Source organism: Thalassotalea coralli (genome assembly GCF_055786205.1).
In genome coordinates this window covers 84108-103317 of sequence record NZ_JBVVBK010000004.1, presented here as the reverse complement: position 1 = coordinate 103317, position 19210 = coordinate 84108, and the positions used below count along the sequence as shown (strand labels likewise).

Annotated in this window: 19 protein-coding genes; all 19 read right to left on the bottom strand. The window is 40.8% G+C overall.

From position 1 onward, the window contains the following. Window positions 1-14: 14 nt before the first annotated feature. Window positions 15-1478, bottom strand: a complete 1464-nt coding sequence (gene rng, locus ACOB80_RS11515; RefSeq protein ID WP_473165981.1) for a ribonuclease G — start codon at window positions 1476-1478, stop codon at window positions 15-17. Further along, complete coding sequence (locus ACOB80_RS11510) at window positions 1475-2083, bottom strand: Maf family protein (protein WP_473165980.1); 609 nt, start codon at window positions 2081-2083, stop codon at window positions 1475-1477. The genes rng and ACOB80_RS11510 overlap by 4 nt, the downstream gene beginning before the upstream one ends. Window positions 2084-2096: 13 nt before the next feature. After that, window positions 2097-2576, bottom strand: a complete 480-nt coding sequence (mreD, locus tag ACOB80_RS11505) for a rod shape-determining protein MreD (RefSeq protein ID WP_473165979.1) — start codon at window positions 2574-2576, stop codon at window positions 2097-2099. Continuing rightward, the gene (gene mreC, locus ACOB80_RS11500; protein WP_473165978.1) at window positions 2563-3453 is read right to left on the bottom strand and encodes a rod shape-determining protein MreC; all 891 of its coding nucleotides are present in this window, start codon (window positions 3451-3453) and stop codon (window positions 2563-2565) included. The genes mreD and mreC overlap by 14 nt, the downstream gene beginning before the upstream one ends. A gap of 91 nt (window positions 3454-3544) precedes the next feature. Beyond that, complete coding sequence (locus ACOB80_RS11495) at window positions 3545-4588, bottom strand: rod shape-determining protein (protein ID WP_473165977.1); 1044 nt, start codon at window positions 4586-4588, stop codon at window positions 3545-3547. A gap of 165 nt (window positions 4589-4753) precedes the next feature. Beyond that, window positions 4754-8389, bottom strand: a complete 3636-nt coding sequence (locus ACOB80_RS11490) for a DUF6701 domain-containing protein (protein WP_473165976.1) — start codon at window positions 8387-8389, stop codon at window positions 4754-4756. A 153-nt stretch (window positions 8390-8542) separates the two neighbouring features. Next, complete coding sequence (locus ACOB80_RS11485; RefSeq protein ID WP_473165975.1) at window positions 8543-9208, bottom strand: PEP-CTERM sorting domain-containing protein; 666 nt, start codon at window positions 9206-9208, stop codon at window positions 8543-8545. Window positions 9209-9396: 188 nt separating this feature from the next. Then, complete coding sequence (locus ACOB80_RS11480) at window positions 9397-9906, bottom strand: hypothetical protein (RefSeq protein ID WP_473165974.1); 510 nt, start codon at window positions 9904-9906, stop codon at window positions 9397-9399. Continuing rightward, on the bottom strand, window positions 9878-10642 hold the full coding sequence (locus ACOB80_RS11475; RefSeq protein WP_473165973.1) for a PulJ/GspJ family protein: 765 nt from the start codon (window positions 10640-10642) through the stop codon (window positions 9878-9880). The genes ACOB80_RS11480 and ACOB80_RS11475 overlap by 29 nt, the downstream gene beginning before the upstream one ends. After that, window positions 10642-11205 carry a type IV pilus modification PilV family protein gene (locus ACOB80_RS11470; protein WP_473165972.1) on the bottom strand — a complete coding sequence of 188 codons (564 nt, stop codon included), beginning with the start codon at window positions 11203-11205 and terminating at the stop codon, window positions 10642-10644. Before ACOB80_RS11470 ends, ACOB80_RS11475 begins: the two co-directional genes overlap by 1 nt. Next, the gene (locus ACOB80_RS11465) at window positions 11195-11674 is read right to left on the bottom strand and encodes a type II secretion system protein (RefSeq protein ID WP_473165971.1); all 480 of its coding nucleotides are present in this window, start codon (window positions 11672-11674) and stop codon (window positions 11195-11197) included. The genes ACOB80_RS11470 and ACOB80_RS11465 overlap by 11 nt, the downstream gene beginning before the upstream one ends. Before the next feature lie 24 nt (window positions 11675-11698). After that, complete coding sequence (locus ACOB80_RS11460) at window positions 11699-12175, bottom strand: type II secretion system protein (RefSeq protein ID WP_473165970.1); 477 nt, start codon at window positions 12173-12175, stop codon at window positions 11699-11701. Window positions 12176-12349: 174 nt separating this feature from the next. Further along, complete coding sequence (locus ACOB80_RS11455; protein WP_473165969.1) at window positions 12350-12844, bottom strand: prepilin-type N-terminal cleavage/methylation domain-containing protein; 495 nt, start codon at window positions 12842-12844, stop codon at window positions 12350-12352. 20 nt (window positions 12845-12864) lie between these two features. Next, a complete protein-coding gene (locus ACOB80_RS11450; protein WP_473165968.1) occupies window positions 12865-13485 on the bottom strand; it encodes a prepilin-type N-terminal cleavage/methylation domain-containing protein in 621 nt (206 codons plus the stop codon). 118 nt (window positions 13486-13603) lie between these two features. Next, window positions 13604-14074, bottom strand: a complete 471-nt coding sequence (locus ACOB80_RS11445; protein ID WP_473165967.1) for a hypothetical protein — start codon at window positions 14072-14074, stop codon at window positions 13604-13606. Between the two features lie 2 nt (window positions 14075-14076). After that, the gene (locus tag ACOB80_RS11440) at window positions 14077-15315 is read right to left on the bottom strand and encodes a type II secretion system F family protein (protein ID WP_473165966.1); all 1239 of its coding nucleotides are present in this window, start codon (window positions 15313-15315) and stop codon (window positions 14077-14079) included. A 1-nt stretch (window position 15316) separates the two neighbouring features. Then, on the bottom strand, window positions 15317-17035 hold the full coding sequence (locus tag ACOB80_RS11435; protein WP_473165965.1) for a GspE/PulE family protein: 1719 nt from the start codon (window positions 17033-17035) through the stop codon (window positions 15317-15319). 3 nt (window positions 17036-17038) lie between these two features. Next, window positions 17039-18307, bottom strand: coding sequence for a tetratricopeptide repeat protein (locus ACOB80_RS11430; RefSeq protein WP_473165964.1), 1269 nt, complete (start codon window positions 18305-18307; stop codon window positions 17039-17041). Further along, complete coding sequence (locus ACOB80_RS11425) at window positions 18304-19206, bottom strand: ExeA family protein (protein ID WP_473165963.1); 903 nt, start codon at window positions 19204-19206, stop codon at window positions 18304-18306. The genes ACOB80_RS11430 and ACOB80_RS11425 overlap by 4 nt, the downstream gene beginning before the upstream one ends. Window positions 19207-19210: the final 4 nt, after the last annotated feature.

Genomic DNA, 19210 nt, shown 5'->3' with positions numbered 1-19210 from the left:
ACTCAAATAGCGCTTTACATCATAACAACATCAAATTGTTCTTGATTATAAAGGCTTTCTGTTTGAATTTTAATCTGCTTTCCAATAAAGACCTCTAATTCTGCGAGGTTGTGATATTCATCATCAAGTAAAGACTCACTTACTGCTGGTGATGCATAGACAATAAACTTGTCAGTATCGTAAGCACGATTTACTCTCACAATTTCACGCAATATTTCATAACACACTGTTTCAACAGTCTTTAAGTTGCCTCTGCCTTCACATACTGGACATTCGCCACATAAAATATGCTCTAAACTTTCACGCGTGCGTTTGCGAGTCATTTCCACTAAACCTAAAGAAGAAAAACCGCTAATACTATACTTTACCTTATCTTTAGACATCGCCATATCTAAACTATGTAACACTCTGCGTCTGTGGTCATCACTAAGCATGTCGATAAAATCAATAATAATAATGCCGCCAAGATTTCTAAGCCTTAACTGACGAGCAACCGCTTGCGTAGCCTCAATATTGGTATTAAAAATGGTTTCTTCTAGATTTCGATGACCAACAAAAGCGCCAGTATTTATATCAATAGTTGTCATGGCTTCAGTTTGATCAATGATGAGATAGCCGCCAGACTTTAATTCAATTTTACGATGAAGCGCACGTTGTATCTCATTTTCGACATCAAACAAATCAAAAATCGGCCTTTCGCCTGGGTAATACTCTAAAACAGGCGTTAATTCAGGAACAAATTCTTGGGTAAACTCACCAAGCTGATCAAAGGTTAACTTAGAATCGACTCTGATACGCTCTAAGCTAATGCCGACAAAGTCCCTAAGTACCCGAAAAGCTAAAGACAAGTCTTGATATATGGCGACTTTTGTTTGTTTCCGCTTTTTACGCTCAACGACTTTTGCCCAAACTCGGCGCAAGAATTCAGCGTCATGTCTTAATTCTTCGTCGCCCGCACCTTCTGCGGCTGTACGCACGATAAACCCATGTTCTTCGTCACAATACGGCTCGACAATATCTCTTAAACGCTTACGTTCTTCTACATCTTCAATACGTTGAGAAATTCCGGCATGACTCGCGTTAGGCATTAACACCAAATAACGCGCAGCAATAGTAATGTCAGTAGTTAAGCGCGCACCTTTCGTTCCCAACGGGTCTTTTACTACCTGTACAACAATAAACTGCCCTTCGTGAACTAAGCTGCGAATATCGGGTACTTGCTCAGATTCTTTATTGTCATTAAGAATAAGTGAGGTGTTAATATCTGACGCATGTAAAAATGCCGCTTTGTCTAAATTAATATCAACAAACGCTGCTTGCATACCAGGAAGTACGCGAATAACTTTACCGAGGTAAATATTACCCACTAAGCCTCTTTTCGCTTCTCGCTCGACATGAACTTCCTGCAAAACGCCATTTTCAATCAAGGCTACTCGCGTTTCACTAGGCGTAACATTTATTAATAATTCACCACTCATAAATTACCTGACTCCCTTGATGGATTAAATGCGCTAAATAATCCGATAGAGGCTAAAAGCTCAGCGGTTTCAACCAGCGGTAGCCCGACAACATTAGAGTAACTACCGTGAATTTGACGAACAAATTGACCACCAATACCTTGAATGCCATAAGCGCCGGCTTTGTCTTTGGGCTCTCCAGAATGCCAATAGGCCAAAATCTGTTGCGGTGTTAACTCAACAAAATCGACCTCTGTTGATACTACAATTGTTTTGGTTAACCCTTGCTGAACAACAGATACTGCCGTCAATACTTGATGTCGCGTACCTGAAAGCATAGTTAAGTATGCCTGACATTGCGCTAAATTTTCAGGTTTTCCCAATAACTTATCTTCAAAAACCACTATGGTATCTGAACCAATAACCGTTACCGGCGCCTGCCTTAGTTTAGCCACACATTCAGCTTTTTCTTTTGCCAAGCGAGAAACATAATCCGTTGGCTTTTCTTCATCGTGGGGTGTTTCGTCAATATCTGCTGGAATACAGTCAAATGTATAGCCCATATTTGATAATAACTCTTTGCGCCTTGGCGACTGAGAGGCAAGTATTAAAGGAGAATGCTCCATGCAGAAGACCTTATTATTTAATAGAGAAGTGACGGCGAATTTTACGAAGTAACAAAAACGCCCATGGCCACAATATAACAGTCGTGATCACAGGGTATAGATAATTGGGTAGGAAAACGATGTCATTTAAAAAGCGCTGCGACCAGAATACTAACAAGTGATATAACGCAGAAACGACACCAACAATTAACGCTTGTTGCCACACGGAAAAGTTACGAATTTTTTGAAAGTTACCGACAAAAATATAAACTGCCAATGCCATAGCGGCCGCATGAACTCCTAATACAGATCCTAATAAGATATCGAGTATTAATCCCATAAACCAAGCCGTAATAATATTCACTCGGCTAGGCAAAGCCAAAGACCAGTATAACAACACAACAAGTACCCAATCAGGACGAAATGGGTCAACACTTAGCGGTAAAGGAGTGATACTTGCCACTAAAGCAACGAGTAACGTCAATATAATAATAATGCCATTATGAGCCAGCATTAGCTTTCTCCTGAACTTGTTGCGCATTACCGTCATTCGATGAAAATACACTGTTAGGCTTTTCTGGCCACAACAAGAGTAGATAGCGCAGTCTATCTATTTGCGCGATAGGTTCGCTTTGCACTTGTGCAAACGGACGAGATTCGTCACTTAATACCGCTGTTACCTTGGCAACAGGGTAACCTTCTGGGTATTTCCCACCTAAGCCAGAGGTCACCAGTAAGTCATCTTTTCTGACATCAGTGCTATGAGGCACATGGTTATGGGTTAATCTTGAGATATTGCCAGTGCCACTTGCTATCAAACGAACACCGTTGCGTTTAATACGCACAGGTACCGCGTGAGTCACATCAGTAATTAACAGTACTCGACTTGAGATAGTACCAACATGCAGTACTTGCCCCACGATCCCTTGGTAAGCTAACACTGCCTGCCCTTCAAAGACACCGTCATTAGCGCCTTTGTTAATAACGACTTGGTGAGAGTACGGGTCGCTGTCGACAGATAACACCTCTGCCACCATTTTTTTCACGTCCTTTCTCACAGGAGATGCAAGTAATGCGCGTAAACGATCATTTTCTTGCTGCAATATATTCAATTGCATCAGCTGTTCTTGATAAACCAACTCATTCGTTTTTAATTGCTGATTTTCTTCGATTAGCTGGCGGCGAGTCGCAATATTTTCGACTGCCCAGTCAATGGCTTGTTTAGGTGTAGATGCGATATACTGCAAAGGACTAACCAACGACTGCAAATAGCCACGAACGAATTCGAAACTGTTTGCTTTGTGGTCAAAATAAATTAACAAGGCAGAACAAAACAGCACCAATATCAATCGGTGCTGTGCTGAAGGTCCATGTTTAAAAATTGGATTCATCGAGAATATAGTTTCTCTGTATTTATCAAACTACAAATGCGAATTTTTGACGATACATTTAAGGTCAAATAGCAAATTCGACACTTAGCGATTATTCATACGCGAATAAATCGCCGCCATGCATATCAATCATTTCTAGCGCTTTACCACCACCACGTGCAACACAAGTCAGTGGGTCATCAGCGACAACAACAGGAATACCTGTTTCTTCCATTAATAGACGATCTAAATCTTTAAGTAATGCACCGCCACCTGTTAATACCATACCGCGCTCTGAGATATCAGATGCTAGCTCCGGTGGAGATTGCTCTAATGCAACCATAATAGCACTGACAATACCTGTTAATGGCTCTTGTAATGCTTCTAAAATTTCGTTGCTGTTTAAAGTAAAGCTTCTTGGTACACCTTCGGCTAAGTTACGGCCGCGTACTTCAATTTCTACTAGTTCTTCACCTGGGTAAGCAGAACCAATTTCGTGCTTGATTCGCTCAGCAGTAGCTTCACCAATCAAGCTACCAAAGTTGCGACGCACGTAGTTGATAATCGCATCGTCAAATTTGTCACCACCAATGCGAACAGAAGAGGAATAAACAACACCATTAAGTGAAATAATACCAACTTCAGTAGTACCACCACCAATATCAACAACCATTGAACCTGTTGCTTCAGATACTGGCATACCAGCACCAATTGCTGCTGCCATTGGTTCGTCAATCAAATAAACTTCACGAGCGCCCGCACCAAGCGCAGACTCTCTAATAGCACGACGTTCAACTTGAGTTGAACCGCAAGGAACACACACCAACACTCGTGGGCTTGGGCGTAAAAAGTTATTGCTGTGTACTTGTTTAATAAAGTACTGCAGCATTTTTTCTGTCACAAAGAAGTTGGCAATTACACCGTCTTTCATCGGTCTAATAGCTTCAATATTACCTGGCGTACGACCTAGCATTTGTTTTGCTGCAGTACCCACAGCAGCAACACTTTTCGAACCACCCGCTCTATCTTGACGAATGGCAACAACTGAAGGTTCGTTAAGAACAATACCTTGCTCTTTCACATAAATAAGGGTATTCGCCGTTCCTAAATCAATAGAAAGGTCATTAGAAAACATGCCACGTAATTTTTTAAACATAAGGCCTTTTAGTCCTTGCTCTCTGGTTGCTTGGTTTTTATGTCGCAACCGACTACTTAAATAGATAATTGCCGCTAATCATAACTCAGTCTTCACCAGATGTGATGCCTGAATCTTAAAAAAATGGCAGTTTTTTTACATTTTTTTATTAGAAGGCCCAAAATATCAGTCTTCGAATATTTCACGCCATGAAATTACCCTATCATTACCGCGAAATAAACCAAAATTTAACTGTGTTGTAGGATTAACATTGCTATCGTCATTTAGCCAGTCATACTTTAACCACTCAGGTACTTCATACTCCATCAGTAAGACACCCGGCGTTTGACCAACACTATTGTTATCGTTTTCATCTTCAGGCACAGTAAAGTAAAGGTTTGAGAACGTACCACTGGTAAAGGATGAACCAACGCTAAGGTTTGTCAGATCAGTGAAGCTTACTTCAAGATTATCACCACCGTCTCCGTCAACTAACCGATATTCCCAAAGATCTAGGCCACCACTGCGGATCGCTCCAGCTTCTTCTTTATCACCAACAACTGGCACGGTACAGCTGTCTAATGTGTTGGGTATAAAACGCGTACCGTTGAAATATTCGGCGGTTAGATTCACGGGTAACAAATCGGTATCGGAGCCATAGGCATTGGCGATAGCAATGCGACCGTAGCGTACTTCAACACCAGAATTTAAGACGTCAACCAGACCATCTGTAGCCTCACTTTCACCAGAAAACGTAAAGTTTTCTGCTTTTATGCCATCTTTATCTGTAATGGAATCAATTACTGTACTAAAAGAGGCACCAAAAGGAGCAATTTCACTATCAGCATCGCGAATATAAACAAAGTTATCACTGGAAGCAAAGCGGTAATGAAATGTGCCTCGGTCTAAATCAGGCGCGGTAAGGTCATCGTTCGTTGTCAATTTTTTTAGACTTAGCAAAGAGTCATCTTCAGCGCTACCCGTGGCTGTGTATATATCACTGTTAATAGGCCGACTTTCAGCTCCCGTGTCGTTTTGAGGCGCTATTATGTCGATACTACCATTATCCAATTTGAAAAAGTCGGTATGGCTATAGTTTTCTGTAATCACACCATGTTGATTATAAGCGGTAATTTCAAGAACTGGGCGCTCTAAATATTCAATTGCCCCTTTTGTATCATCAAGGGTGTTCATTTGGCCCGTGTAAACATAATTGTTTTGAGCGACACAAGGAACCTCTAGCTCACTTTGACGCTCAACGGTTTGCTGGAAGAATGCTGGCGTAAAACGCCCTAATGTTACTTCGTCGGTGGAAGAGATATGATCATCATCATTATTGATGTCTGAACCTCCATAGCCTCGATCTTCAATCTTCAGCGAAATAATCGCGACTTCATCAAATGTCATACCGGTGAGAATTCCAATGCCATTAGTAAACGTTGGTGTCTGTTTAATAGCCGTGTATATACCGTCAAACCCTGGACTGTTAACACTAGATATTGAAGTGTCATCATTACTGCTATCACCGGGAATTATTAAATCGCCCGCAGACCAGCCGTCGCTAATACTCGGCAAGTCTTGGTGAACAAGTCCATGTAAATTATTGGCTTGATAGTTTTTAGTAGTAACGCCATTCCTGTTCTTTCCTGTCACTTGCACCGTAAAGACGTCACCAGTTTTCAAATGCGAGTTTTCGTCATCGTTTTCGTCCCAAGTAGCATTGCTACTCTCTAGAACAAGGTAGTCTGGCCTTACCCAGAAGCTATTACTTGCACCAACAATATTGATGTCGTCCTGACTATATTGAGCGTACAAGCTAATTTCACCAGCATCGTCATAACGAGGTGTAGTTAAAGTCGCGACTCCTTGCGCGTCGAAACTCAACTCAAACTCTTCAGGCAAGGGTTTATTATTCACGTAAAAACGGTTATCCGTTGAGACACTAGGATTTACGTACTGCTGCGAAAGATTCACTTTGACAGTTTCATTATTAAAAATAGTCTCACAAACGCCTAGATTATTGCGCACTGCTTTTAGGCTTACTGAATTTGCGAATTCTACGCCTGCCACTTGTCTATCTATCGCTGTATTTTCATCACCGTTATAGAAAAATTTAAAAGCAGCATCTTCAAAGGCTAGCTGACAAGCCCCCGTAGAATTATCATTACAAATATAGCCGTTTAACGGTGTAACTGTGGCATTGGCTATCGACATAGTAACCGTTTCAGCGGTTGTATAGGATAAAGGCGTTGTCTTACTGTCATTAAAATTCAATTCTTGAGAAACAAGTGAGACGCTGCCTGTCGCTACCAAGTCTAGAGTTACATTCTCGGAGGATTCGTCACAGGTTTCACCGATACTATTGGTACAGGCCTTAACGGTAATATCGAGAGGCTCACAGGTTAAGCCCGGTCCAGTAAAAGAAATTTCGTAATGATCGATGACAGGTGCAGTTTCACCACATTCATAATAAATACGCGCATCACTGCGGAGAAATACATGACCACCAGATGCCGCACCATATACATGGGCAGATCCTTCAATGCCCACTGTAGATTCGGCATAAATTAAAGCGCCAACACGCGCGGCAGTGTCTACTACTACATCACCGTAGCCGATGATTTGTAAGTTATAACCATCTGCTGCGTTATGGTTAACTTCACTGTAACTGCCAATAGTCACCACATTCTTGGCAAAAATTCGCACATCACCGGGAGACGTCAAATGAATAAACGAACCAGTATTTAATGTGAGATTTTCAATGTAGTAGTCACCAGGCGACAGATTAAGTGTGCTCAAGAAACCATACATATATAAATTTTTAATACGATAAGTTGATTGCGCGCTACTGGTCGTTAATGAGGCACCGACCCAAACATAGATATCGTCATACTCATTATCATTGCTATCACCAATGATTTCACTGGTAAAACTTGGAACAGTTAAGTCCGTACTTGAACTAGACTCCAAAAAGGTACCTAGTACAACATCGCTAATTGGACTGCCACTTGCAGTACAGTCACCAGTGCCACAAGTACCCGTAGCAGCAGCGTTTGTTACATAGGTAGTTTCAAGTTCAGTATCTGGATTATCAAAAATATAGGAGTAAGAATGCATATAGATATTGCTGGAAGCACCATGGGTTGTTGCTCCATCAACAAAGACGTTATCACAGGTTAACGTAGGTTGTGGCACATCAACAATAACGGCAACATCTTCACAAAAGCCTTGAGTATTTAGGCCATCTAAATCACTTGTTTGGTAATTAAACGTGCTACTGTGTTTTAAAGTTAATTTATTTTTCGCTGCGATAGCACCGTTAATAACTGAAGAATGCTCTATTGTAGTTTCATTACCAGCCACATAAATAAAGGCATTGATTTGCGCAGATTCTTCTATCTTAAGCTTGCCTTTAAATACCAACAACACATTAGAAGCTTCACCGCCAACATTAATCTTAGTTTCTTTATTAATAACGACATCATTGTCTTCAAAATAAACAACTGCAGTGCCATTTCCTGAAAAAGTAATCGTTGCGCCATCCCCTAACCCCCAGCCGTCATGCTCATATACACCAGGCGTTAAGTTAGTCGAAGAAAAATCACCAGACGCATTTATGCTAGGAAAAGGCGTTCTTTGATAGAAAGCGCTAGGTGAACATGTTCCGCCATTACACGTTACACCACCTTCTTGAGAAAATTGGTTTAACTTAGTGGTAAACGGATCTGTTCCGGGGAAAATATCAATACATTTATCAGCAAATGCCCATACAGGCATACTGATTAAGGCAATAAAGATAACAGCCAACCGCACTAAATTCATATCAACTAATACTAAGAGGTTATTATTAGTAAAGTTACTCTGAATCACTATATTTAACAAGGTTTTGCTATCAAACAAGCCTAGAAAAGAAAAACCCCGCATCCGGCGGGGCTAATTTTCATGAAATGAAGGGGATACTTCTTTAACGTTATTTTATAAATATAATTTTTTTCTAGACAAAGTCAGTAAGGCTATGGCCATTAAAAGAATGATTGATGGCTCTGGAATCGGGTTACCGCCATTGTCAATTGGCGCTGGCGGACGATCAGATACCGCGCGAACGTAAAATGTTTCCCAGAAAGATACGTTACCAAACATAGATTGGTATGTTGACGCGTTGTTAGGGTCGCTTGCAATAAAACCGTCAAATAAGTTCTGGATAGAAACGTTTTCACCGCCAGACAATAGCTGTAAGTCGTCAAACATAGTGTTCCAGTATGAAACAGCTTGAACGTATTGTACTTCACCGTTTATCACTATATCGTCGCCAAACTCATCTTTTTGCGTAAACAAGTCTAACGCTGCCGCATTGTTATTGTAGGCAAATACACGAAACTCCATCATTTCATCGAAAGTCGCGTAACGCCAGTTTAGGTGTGTAGAAGGTGCTAACAATTGGTTGTCCGGCCAATCGGCATGCGGTAAGTACACAGGGGAAGCCCATGCCCAATCTAGACCATTCCACTCAACGAAGTTAGTACCTAACTTGTCAGCAGTTAGCTTATCTTCGACACTATTTCCTGTAATCAAAGTAGCGTGTATGTTAAATGAACAGAAACATAATAAAATGAAAGCTATTTTTTGAAATTGCTTATTCATTAAAACTTCCTCTATTTAATGAAAACTTCGTGCTAGTTTAATAATAGCGCTAATACTATCAATGTAAAAGCATAATACGTACCAAAATTAATATACACTTTATTTTCAAAAGGTTACAAAAGAAACAAAATACCAAACATTAACAACTGTAAAAAAACGCTACAGTCAAATGTTAATAAAAAGTTAATCTAACGATATCGGCGAGCTTGCACTTCTACCTGTCGAGAGGTAACGATACGCTCTTTTGCCCCCTCTCCTTCCTCTTGGTTGCCAACAGTGCACTCACCAATCGCGTTAATGACCCAGTAATCAACATCAGGTACCTGTGCTGTGTCAGGATCGTCAACTTCCGTTCTAACGCAGGTAGTCGATGCCACTCTACAACCTGGAAAACCTGCAGCTCCCGATAAATCGATATTTTGAAGAGCCAGGTTGCAGTCACCGTTATTGCCGTTGTCGTTTAATGGAAAAATAGCCTGCAACTGCAATTGAGCGCCTATTTGCGCTGCTTGTAATGTACGAGTGCCATAAACCTCATAAACCACGCTTTCCGATTGGGCTGAAAACATTTTCACCAATGCCGCCCCCAATAAGCTCATGACAATAATAACAAATATTGCCGTCATTAACGCGTTGCCTTTAGCTTTTTGTGCTTTAAGGTACATTTGCTTAGGGTACATTCGGTATGTGTATTTCATGATTAAATATCACGGACTCGTTACTCACTTGTGCTGATTGACTGGCGAGTTCCAGCGCCAGATCCACACTCACTATTGCATTACGCTGTAGACTTGCCGCCGTAATGGCAAAGACATTAGCATTCACAAGGTTATCTAATATTGGAATATTATTTCGCTGTAATTGCCCCCCTACGACGCAATAAGAGACATTATCGGCGTTATTAATAAAGTATATTCGACTTGAAGGTGAATCGCTGACAAAGGTAACACCGTTATTAGTAAAATTAACCTGCCAAGGTGCTGGCTCAACGTTTACATCAACTGAATCAATTTCGTGAATTTTGCCACTTCCTATTGTTAAATCATCAACCGATAACGGGTAAACAACCACATGACTGGCGTTTGCTACATTGCCATTATTGGTTGGAAGGATATCAATACTATCTTCGCCTCCTTCAGGAGGTACGGGCAAATCAATATATAAAGTGCTAGCTACAATAGGCATGAAGGTTAAACAACCGTTGTTATTAATGGTCACCGTATTTGGTAAAGCATTTCGAACATCTCGGTTTAAGCGCTCAATAGCAAACCTTGCATTTGCTACCAAGAGATCTCGATCACTTGATTCCACAAATATCTTCGAACCGAACTGCAAAAAACCACTAACACCTACAGCCATCACACCGAGGATCACCATAACAGTAACCATCTCGATCAGTGTAAAACCCGTGATGTGTTGCTTGCGATTTTTCATTAGAAGTTCATCCGGTAAGATGAAAAGGTCAACTGGATACCTGTTGGCGTTTCAACAATAACGGTAATGAGTTTAGCCGTTTCTACGTTGTCATTCCCGTCACCATCCGAAATAGTAATACCGTTCAAGTCGCTGTCATTACCAACTGAAATCCACATGCTATAGCCGAGGTAAGCGGTCAAAACATTTCCTTGAGAGTCTTGTACATTATCATTTGTGTAGCTCAAGCCATCATAGTCGTCGACATCATCAAACAAAGCTCTATTACCACCTTCGTCGTCTTCAGCGCCTAAAGCAGCGTCTGCCGTACAATCATTATCTACTCCCTCACCGCAACGAATATTACCTCCGGATTTATCAGACTCCTCATCAAACGCTTTAGCTGTAATCTCGTTAAGAACTGATTGCGCTAATTCCGCAGCGCGAATTTGATGTAAAGTACTAGCACTTCTTTCTGTCGCAGGTAATATCCAGGTGCTCATGATTGAGAAGGCGATAGCAATGAGCACGATGCCGACGATTGTTTCTATTAACGTAAAACCAAAGTGCTTATTAATTCCCACTAATAAACCCCTCTACGTTTATGTTAACACTTACTGTTTGCGTTCCTTGTACAAATAACTCTATCGCTTGAACATTGCCCAAACAATCGGTTGGCTGACCTAACGAATTAAACTCAAAACAACTGGTATTAAGATTATTGGAAAAAGTAATAGAATGATTTCCCTCCACCGCGATACGTGTTGTATCACCCGAACTAGCATTGCCACAGATAGGCAGTGGTGGATTGTTTACGGTGTTTTTTAAAAATATTTGTGTGCTTTGCAAAACAATTTCTTTGCAAGTATCACTGTGCACTTGTTGCATTGCTCGCAGTTGAATGGTTCTTAGTTTGAGGATGAGCTCTTTTTGATAGCCGAGGTATTCAAAATCCTGACTTTTAGAAAAACGAGGAACTACCGTAACAGAGATTATTCCTATGATAAGCAGTGTTACAATTAGTTCTAATGTCGTAAATCCACGTTCACTCATGTTAAATCAATTTCAGAACCTAATTTATTCGCAGTCGTAAACAGTCACTTGAGACCTCAAACCAACGCCTTGTGCTTGCTCGTAAACAACGGTACATGGCTCGCCAATTGCAGTTGGTACGGGGTTTTCGGCCAAATAAAAAATAATGGTAGAGCCATCGGTTGTGCCACGTATTCTATACTCGTCGGATAAATTTAATATTTTCTCCCACTCGCTATCGTCTGCGATAGGGTAGCCATAAGTAATACCAATATCGCCGTACTCAGTTTCTACCGAAGGTAAATCAAAAAAGGTTCTTCTTTTAGTGTGATTTCCTTTAACAACAGACTTACCGTAAATTTGTGCAGCGGCTCCTTCAATAGCCGCAGCTAAGCCTTGCAAAGTTGCCGTATGAGCATCTGCTTTCAAGTTAATAAATTTAGGCGCAGCTGTCGTTGCTAAAATGCCTAAAATAACAATGACAACAATCAGCTCAATTAACGTAAATCCTTTAGTTTTCATCAACAACCATCCGTCACACAACAACCCTACTCAAGATAACCTGAATAAAAAGAAAAAGTAAGAAAAATATAACACGATAGCAAGAACAGATCATTTCTCAGAAATATCGATCTATTCACCAAACAAAAACGGAGAGCATTTGCTCTCCGTTTCTTATTACTGAATGATTGTTTACTAACAGCCAGTAGTATCAACAGTAGCTGCTGAAGGCGTAACAACTTGACCGTTTATTGTTGCATCAGCATACGTTACCGAACAATTTGCTGGCGTTGTTGCACCATCGTGACTAAACACACCTGCGGCATACGAAATATCTGAACCATTACTTAATTCAATTAGCTCACTAATTGGATAACCATCATCTGCAGATGTTCCATCAGCATCACCACGGCCCGCTAACGTTGGGTAACCGTATGCCAAGTCGTAGAACTCACCATTAATTTGAATCGCACCTGTTGCAGCGGTCTGATTTTCTACTAATGCTTTTGAGTAAGCTAAGCTTATTGCGCTGTTTACGCTACCTTGTACACCTTCAATAACTGAAGCACGTGCGTCACCTGTTAAATCAATAAACTTAGGTGCAGCTGTCGCAGCTAGAATACCTAAAATTACGATAACGACAACAAGCTCAATTAAGGTAAAACCTTTGTTATTTTTCAATGTTTTCATTTGCTGTTCCTCAATTTAAATTAATTAGTGCTGTTAATGGTAATAGCTACAGAGCTATTAGCAGGCTGATAAGTAAAGTAGTTAGCCGTAGTATTAATATCTGTCGTTACAAAACTACCGTTATTTTTGGCCATTGTCTCTTTTAAATAATAGAAACAAGTAGTCGATGCGCCAGTACCTGTTTTATCCACGTAATATTGCATTGAAGTGTCACCATTAAGCGTAGTCGTACTGTCGGTTAACTTCGGTGGTTGCTGTAAAATGCTATTCCATACGTCAATACAGTTAGCACTGTCAAAGTTAGCGCCAAGGTCATTACCATCGTTCGAGCCACCAGTAGAAGCGACAATGTAACCAGGTCTAATACCATTAACAGAATCTTCGGTGGTCAGTAACACTTCTAAGCCATCATACACAACGACATTATTACCCGTATTGTCTTGTGGGCGCCCCTCTGCTTCCCACTGAGCTCTCGCAAGCGATACGCCAGTGGCGAAACCGCCCGCCATACCTTCAATATTAGCTTTAGTTGCTTGATCAGTTAAATCAAGAAATTTAGGAATAGCAGTTACAGCCAAAAAACCTAAAATCACTACGACTATAACCAATTCTATTAGCGTAAAACCAGATTGTTTTTTCATACTAACCTCAAGCATTTTTATCTAACTTCATTCTAGCAACCTTTTAAACAATAAGTCACTTACTTCGTTCATCTAATTACAAATTTTAGCACTTTACTATCAAATTGTAGCACTTTCATTAATCACTCTTAACCACACCAGAAGTCAATGAATAATCGAAATACTCACCGCTTGCTAATTGGTATCGACAAAAGCGACTTTTAGAACTTTCGTTTTTTAATGCGATAGCCGAAACGGGCTGTTTCATAAAAGTTAAATCTACAGACATAACTGCCTGCCAAATTTTTTCACAGTTATTACTAACTGGCGAAAAATCGACCCACCCTTTATTGTTTAATTTTACGAGTACTTTTTTATCGTCAATGTTTAGCTCACTGGGCTGGTTGTCCATAAACCACTGACCTCGTATTGAAGTAACACGAGTCGAAAACGTATTGGCTATCGTGGTGTATGCTACCTTCGTTAATTGCTTTTCTTGCTTAAAAAAGTAATAAATAAAACTAACCATCATGATTAATACTAAAACGCCTATAGTTATATTTTCTATAACCGATTTCTCTCGTTTGTCAGCGCGTCCTTGTCTATCCATGATTACCCTTTAAATGCGGACATCATATCCCACATAGGCGTAAATATACCTAGCGCTAACACCAGCACCATAGTCGCAACAATGCCTATTAAAATAGGTTCAATACGTGCTGTTAACGTACTCAGTTCATAGTCGACTTCTCGTTCGTAGTACTCTCCCACTTCCTGCAACAGCTCATCTACACGACCCGTTTCTTCGCCAACCGCAATCATTTGTAGCACGAGTGGAGTAAACAATGTACTGGTTACAGCCGACCGCAATAAGCTTTCACCACTTTCAATGGCACTACGCATAGAAATAATTTTGTCACTCATAAAGGTATTATCAACGGCTTCTGCAACCAAGCTTAAACCTGATGTCATTGGCACGCCAGCCTTTAATACGATAGAAAAACTATACGAGAAACGCGCTAAAATAGAGCGCTCAATAATAGAGCCAACTATGGGCAGCCGAGTTTTAATACGGTCCCATTTATAGAGTCCCGCTTTAGTTTTTAAATAGCTACGAACACCAAAAACTAACGCTAATAGAGCAACCAACATATGAGGCCAATAGGCCAAAAAGAAATTAGAACTAGCAATAAGAGCACGCGTTGCCAGTGGCAAGTCGGCACCAAGCTTACTGAACATATCAGCGAAAGTAGGCACTACAAATATGTTTAACACCACCATGGCGGCGACTATGGCGATCAAAACAAACGTTGGATACCGCATTGCTGTTTTAATGCGTTTTTTCGTTTCTTGTTCACGCTCATAATAGGACGCGAGTTTGGCAAAAGACTCTTCTAACTGACCAGTGTTTTCACCCACATGAATTAGAGAAACAAACAAAGGAGAAAATATTTTAGGGTGCTGGTTTAATGCAGAAGATAAAGCATAGCCGCCCTCTAATTGACCCGCGATTTCCTCAAGCGCGCGCTTAAGTTTAGGATTAGTGCCTGCGTCAGCCATACCATTGATAGCACGCAAAATGGGGACACCAGAACGAACAAGCGCATACATTTGCCGACAAAATACAATCAAATCATCGAGAGATACGGGCGAAAAGCCTAATAAGTCACCGATATCAATATTGGCTAAATCATCTTTATCGACTTGGACGTTAGTGCTTGGTTCAATCTTAATAGGAATAATGCGCTGACGAGACAATTGCTCAGCGACAGCGCTGGCACTAGCAGCTTCTATACTACCACTGACCTGGTTACCATTGGCGCTTCGCCCTTTGTAGTCAAAGATTGCCATATTAGTTGTCAGTGACCTCAACCATCTCAACCAAGCGTAATACTTCTTCCACAGAAGTTACTCCTGCGACGGCATAATCGAACGCTGCAAGCGCCAACGGTCGAAATCTTGGGTGCTTTTTAGCGGCTTCAGTAAAGCCTTCTGCATCGTCACGCTTTAGAGCTGCCATCATAGCTTCATTCATCTCTAAAAGTTCAAAAACACCAATTCGTCCCTTATAGCCAGTATGCTGACAAGATTGGCAGCCTGTACCGCGCCTATACTGCACTGTAGCTGCTTGCTCTCCGGCAAGGTTAGTCAACCACATTTTTTCTTGGCTCGTTAGTTGATAAGGTTGTGAGCAGTTTTCACAAACTCGACGAACCAATCGTTGGGCAATAACAGCTCGTAACGAACTACCAACTAAAAAGCCCGCGGCGCCCATATCAATTAATCTTAAAGCACTGGTAATAGCATCATTAGTATGCAGTGTAGAAAGTACTAAGTGACCTGTTAAGGCACCTCTCAGGCCTATTTCAACCGTTTCTTGGTCACGCATCTCACCCACCATGATAATATCGGGATCTTGACGTAGTGCTGTACGAAGAACGCTTGAAAAGCTTAGGTCAATTTTACTGTTAACTTGCACTTGGTTAATACGCGGTAAGCGATACTCTACAGGGTCTTCAACGGTAATAATTTTCTTCGAAGACTGATTGAGTTCACTCAAGGCACCATACAAGGTTGTGGTTTTACCGCTACCAGTCGGTCCTGTTACCAAAACCATCCCGTGCGGTCTTGTAATTTGATGTCTGACTCTTTCGACTAATTCAGCCGGCATACCTGTTTCATCTAAAGACAACAAACCAGCCGACTGATCTAGAAGTCGCATAACCGCCGATTCACCATACTGAACAGGCATAGTCGACATACGAACATCAATACTATGACCTTTAATTTGCAAATTAAAGCGGCCGTCCTGAGGTAAACGTTTCTCAGAAATATCTAGTCCCGCCATTAATTTTAAGCGTAAAATCATTGCCGTAGCGATTTTACTTTCTTTTAATATGTTTTCTTGTAAAACACCATCGATACGTTGACGAATTCTCAGTAAATTTTCATCAGGCTCAATATGAATATCTGATGCACGCATTTGTACAGCATCTTCAAATACTGACTGTAACAGCTTACCAACAGTCGCATCTCCACCTTCATCTAGAAATGAAGTGCTTAAGTCGAAGTCCGTCGTTTGTTCATATTCTTCTTCAAGTTGGCTCGCGAAACTCTCAATGTCCGCAGTTCGGCGATATAGACCATCAAACGCTTCATATAGCTGCGATTCCATAACAACAGCGAGTTTAATTTTCTTAGGCGCCAGCATATCTTCAAGCTGATCAAGGCCACCTAAATCGGCAGGGTCACTCATTCCCACCAACACGCTGTCACCGTTATCTTCTATGATAATAGCGCGCAATCTGCGAGCATGTACTTCTGGTAATAAATTAGCTACTTGAGAAGAAATTCGACGTTGTCCGATATCCAAGAAAGGAACGCCTAACTGTTGAGCTAAGAATTCTAATAATTGACGCTCACCAATATAGCCAAGTTCAATTAAGGTATCACCAAGCTTACGACCAGTTGCTTTTTGACTATTAAGCGCCTGCATTAACTGTTCGTTAGAAATAATGTTTTCGTGAACCAACAGGTCCCCTAAACGCATTTTTAGTTTAGGTGCTGCCATAAATTAAATACCTCCTAATGCCTGAAGCCTTTGATTAACAAAGGAAGTAGAATTACTTGATAAACCACCCACAGCAATCGCTTGTCGGTAAGCAACAACCGCATCTTCAAAACTACTTTGGCTATCTAACATAGACGCTAACCCTAACCACCATTTTGCCAAATTTGGCTGCAATTTCGTTAATTGTTGGTAGGCCTTTATCGCAACGTCAAATCGTTGAGTTTGCTGAGCGCTAGTGGCTAACAAAGATTGATACTCTACTGTTTCGATATTGGCGTAAGGTAATAAAGTGTTTAATGCGCCTGAAAACTGTTCCTGTTTTAAGTATATACGGGCTTTCATCACCAGCAATTCAGGATTACTTGGCGATAATGCTAAGCCTTGCGACAATAAGTTTATAGCTGCCTGGTAATCTTGCTTTCCAAACCAAAGAGCTGCAAGCTGTTTCCTTGCTTGCGTTTGATTCGCATCAATTAACAGTACTTCTTCTAACAGAGTTTGTGCCTGCGCTAGCTGATTAGTATTAACCGCCTCTTGTGCTTTATTTAGTTTAGTTTGTACTAACTGTTCTGGCGTTAATTGTTTTCGCGCGATTGAAAGTGTTGGTTTAGCTTTCTGTTCCTGTTGCATGTATTGTGGGTCAGCCTTTGTAATGTTTGAATTTTCTAATTTAGTTTTTACAGTTCTAGACGTTTCTAGTTCCGCCAACGCAGGTACTTTAGAGTCAGTTGGGAGCGCATTTTTATCAATTTCTTTTGTATCGACACTAGCGTGTTGCTCACTCGTTGATTCAGAGACTATATCTTCCGTTGGCGAAGTCTGTGTTGTTGGCTTGTTTGAAAGAGGCTTGGTTGAAAGTGACTTGGCTAAATCTGCAGATTCTTGCTCAACTTTTTTGTTAATTTTTTCAACACCTTGCTTCACCACAGATGTTTGTTGCGTGTCAGTCTCTTCAGTTCGCAATTTAGAATGAACCTGATTACCTTGTACCTGATTACCTTGTACCTGATTACCTTGTACCTGATTACCTTGTACCTGATTACCTTGTACCTGATTACCTTGTACTTGGTTAGCTTTAAGTGATTGATTTTCTTGATACAAGCCCCACCCATATAACCCAATAACATTAACAATAACAATCACAATGATTGCCAAGGTAAGTATTTTAGAGGTACTCCAAGGTGAATGACTTACTTGGCGTTGAACTTGATTTTGATCTTGGGCTTTTTGATTACTATCAAGATCTTTTAACATTTGATTTATTACACTCATAAAGAGCCACCAAAATAATAATAACTAATACCGCATAGCAGGATTAATAACAAAATAGCAAAGCTCAAAGGGATTAAAGAGCTTGAATATTGTGTTGACTCCGTATCCTTGGCCGCCATTTTTAGATGGTTATTTGTTAACTTGTAGGTGCTTTGCCCATAGCCGAGCATTAAAATTTTATGGCAAAGTACATTAACTAATCGAGGAATACCTTTAGCCACCTTCGCTATCTTGCGACATAAAGCGGGTTTAAATAAAGTAGCTCCTTTGTAACCTGCAACATGTAACCGATGTTGAATATAATGCTCTACTTCTTGGCTGGTCATAGGTCTGAGCTTGTATGAGAAAGTAATACGTTGCTTCAATTGCCTAAACTGGTCGGTTGCTAAACGTTGATCAAGCTCCGGCTGACCAAAAAGTACCACTTGTAACAGTTTTCTTGACTCTGTTTCTAAATTGGTAAATAAACGCAACGCTTCCAAACTTTCATCCGGTAACGCTTGTGCTTCATCCAATAACAAGACCACCGAATGACCTTTAGCATGTAGTTCAAGTAATCGGTTTTGTATGCGTTGTGTCAACAATTGCAGTGACATACTGCGGGCTTGCTTTACACCAAGCTCCATAGCGACAGCGCGACGCAATTCGTCAGGATTTAGATAAGGATTGGGAATATAAGCGGTAACAAAGTGCTCAGGGATTTCATTCAACAGTTTTCGACAAAGTAGGGTTTTACCTGTTCCCACTTCGCCTATAACTTTAATAAAACCCTCACCGGTTTGCAGGGCTGTCGTTAATACTTCAAACGCTTCATCATGAGGCGCCAAACCTAAATAGAAGTTAGTATTTGGCGTCAACGTGAATGGTAGTTCCCGCAGTCCGAAGTGATATAGGTACATAACT

Bases quoted from the DNA above. Each gene is read 5' to 3' on its own strand.
- ACOB80_RS11490 (WP_473165976.1), bottom strand. From the start codon at position 8,389: ATGAATTTAGTGCGGTTGGCTGTTATCTTTATTGCCTTAATCAGTATG.
- ACOB80_RS11480 (WP_473165974.1), bottom strand. From the start codon at position 9,906: ATGAAATACACATACCGAATGTACCCTAAGCAAATGTACCTTAAAGCA.
- rng (WP_473165981.1), bottom strand. From the start codon at position 1,478: ATGAGTGGTGAATTATTAATAAATGTTACGCCTAGTGAAACGCGAGTA.
- mreC (WP_473165978.1), bottom strand. From the start codon at position 3,453: ATGAATCCAATTTTTAAACATGGACCTTCAGCACAGCACCGATTGATA.
- ACOB80_RS11440 (WP_473165966.1), bottom strand. From the start codon at position 15,315: ATGGCAATCTTTGACTACAAAGGGCGAAGCGCCAATGGTAACCAGGTC.
- ACOB80_RS11465 (WP_473165971.1), bottom strand. From the start codon at position 11,674: ATGAGTGAACGTGGATTTACGACATTAGAACTAATTGTAACACTGCTT.
- ACOB80_RS11475 (WP_473165973.1), bottom strand. From the start codon at position 10,642: ATGAAAAATCGCAAGCAACACATCACGGGTTTTACACTGATCGAGATG.
- ACOB80_RS11425 (WP_473165963.1), bottom strand. From the start codon at position 19,206: ATGTACCTATATCACTTCGGACTGCGGGAACTACCATTCACGTTGACG.
- ACOB80_RS11435 (WP_473165965.1), bottom strand. From the start codon at position 17,035: ATGGCAGCACCTAAACTAAAAATGCGTTTAGGGGACCTGTTGGTTCAC.
- ACOB80_RS11445 (WP_473165967.1), bottom strand. From the start codon at position 14,074: ATGGATAGACAAGGACGCGCTGACAAACGAGAGAAATCGGTTATAGAA.
- ACOB80_RS11495 (WP_473165977.1), bottom strand. From the start codon at position 4,588: ATGTTTAAAAAATTACGTGGCATGTTTTCTAATGACCTTTCTATTGAT.
- ACOB80_RS11485 (WP_473165975.1), bottom strand. From the start codon at position 9,208: ATGAATAAGCAATTTCAAAAAATAGCTTTCATTTTATTATGTTTCTGT.
- ACOB80_RS11455 (WP_473165969.1), bottom strand. From the start codon at position 12,844: ATGAAAACATTGAAAAATAACAAAGGTTTTACCTTAATTGAGCTTGTT.
- ACOB80_RS11430 (WP_473165964.1), bottom strand. From the start codon at position 18,307: ATGAGTGTAATAAATCAAATGTTAAAAGATCTTGATAGTAATCAAAAA.
- ACOB80_RS11510 (WP_473165980.1), bottom strand. From the start codon at position 2,083: ATGGAGCATTCTCCTTTAATACTTGCCTCTCAGTCGCCAAGGCGCAAA.
- mreD (WP_473165979.1), bottom strand. From the start codon at position 2,576: ATGCTGGCTCATAATGGCATTATTATTATATTGACGTTACTCGTTGCT.
- ACOB80_RS11450 (WP_473165968.1), bottom strand. From the start codon at position 13,485: ATGAAAAAACAATCTGGTTTTACGCTAATAGAATTGGTTATAGTCGTA.
- ACOB80_RS11460 (WP_473165970.1), bottom strand. From the start codon at position 12,175: ATGAAAACTAAAGGATTTACGTTAATTGAGCTGATTGTTGTCATTGTT.